2 protein-coding genes are annotated in these 1,736 nt (G+C 28.3%); both read right to left on the bottom strand.

Going from position 1 to position 1,736, the window contains the following annotated elements; all coding sequences use genetic code 11:
• Positions 1-185: 185 nt before the first annotated feature.
• Positions 186-1,034, bottom strand: a complete 849-nt coding sequence (str, locus tag ACF91D_RS30125; RefSeq protein WP_154409731.1) for a streptomycin adenylyltransferase Str — start codon at positions 1,032-1,034, stop codon at positions 186-188.
• Between the two features lie 7 nt (positions 1,035-1,041).
• Positions 1,042-1,736: replication initiation factor domain-containing protein (locus ACF91D_RS30130; RefSeq protein WP_392438408.1), on the bottom strand; the 695-nt coding region annotated here is incomplete at its 5' end.

The raw sequence follows: 1,736 nt of genomic DNA on the forward strand, positions 1-1,736 counted from the left end.
GTGGTTTGGCAAGCGTCGTATATTCTAGCCACTTCGTTCTGAATATACCGGCTTGATGGTAATATTCCCATACCCTTTATGTTTTTGCTTAGGCAAAAATGAGTGGCAAAATGCTAGCCACTCATAGTTCAAAACCAAATTCAAAATCAAAACAAAAGTAACCAAAAATGTGGTTGCTAATAAAATTAATTCTCATAATTATTACGAATAAAATTCTCAATATTTTTTTCGTAATTTGGATAGTTATAATTTCCTAAACAACTTACTTTATTTGAATAATATTTAAATAATTCACAACAAAGCTTAAAAGATTGGTATGTCTTTCTATATCCATTCATCTCAAAAGTAGCTAAAAACATATTGAATTCTTTATCAGTTAAATATTTGTTTATAAACTTATAATTCTTTCCTAAACTAAAATCAAAACCCCTATTAAAGCCAATATACCAAGAAATCATTCTTAATAATTCAGGACGTAAAATATTATTGAAATGATCTAAAGCAAATAATATTTCTCTTCTAAAAACACCCTTTGCTACATACGTTGAGACACTCCAAAACTCATTACAGCAATCATAAAATTCTCGTTCTGTTGGTTTTTTTAACCAATAATTTGAGTCATCTGGAACAATTTCTTGAATTACTAAATTATCTTTATCAACTAAAATTTTTACAAGACCATCAGAATCACTAAAATAACGATTTAAATCTTTTAAATTAATTAATGTAATATCCATTTTTATGCCATCTTTAAAATACATTATATAACTGTAACCATAATCTAAATCAGGTGGGAATAATTCCATATCTTCTGGTTTCTGTATAAACAATAATTCTCCAAATAAACTTAACCAACTTTCTTCATGTGTGAAACTCTCAATATCTGATACGAAAAAAGCAAAATCATAATCTTGAAACTTATCTTTTTTTATATTTTCATTAGTTCTTGAACCCTCGAGAGCAATAATTTTTACATTGCTTCGTTGATAAGCAAATTCAGAAACTAAATTTAAAATTTCTTTTTCAGTCCTCATTGTTTTTTCACTCCCAAAATCTAAATTCACGCTGCCAAAAATCAATCTGCTTTTGCAATTGTTTTTCGTTTTCTCGTAAAGTCAATTTCATTATTTCAGTTAAATCAATTGGAGATATTTCTTTGAGTATTTTTTTATATTTATATTTAGTTCTCTTATTCAATTCTCCCCATTTGCCTTCTTCATGAATTAACATGTAAACCATTGCTTGTTCATTTAATTTTTCTGGCGAAGTCCAATCTGGTTTCAAGATATGTAAATCATTAAAACAATCATTCCAATAATCCACCATATCTCTTTTAAGTTCAATTTCTACACGCCATAAGTGTTCAGACATAACTTCAACATCTGCATTGTCTTTACGTTCTTGCTTTTTATTGTAAATTCTAATAAATCTATTGCTATCTCTCACACCAAAATACTTTGTTTCTGGTTTACCATTGCGACCGTAAAAAATAGTTTTCTTAACTGCTTTATCAGTCATTGCATAGTAATCACTCAAATCATCTTCAAAATCAAAAGCTAAATCTAATCTTGTAAAACCGTCATCTTCCATGTAGTCGATGATGTTCTGTTTTAACCAAATCATTTCTTCATGTGTAAGTTTATTTGGATTAAATTCAACACGCATATTACGTCTGTCCCAAGTATCTGCTTTCACTTTGTCATATTCGATATAAACTTTTTCTTGCAGTGCTTTAG

The sequence above is a fragment of the Staphylococcus sp. 231237_7MaSpsaltlick genome, assembly GCF_043107035.1.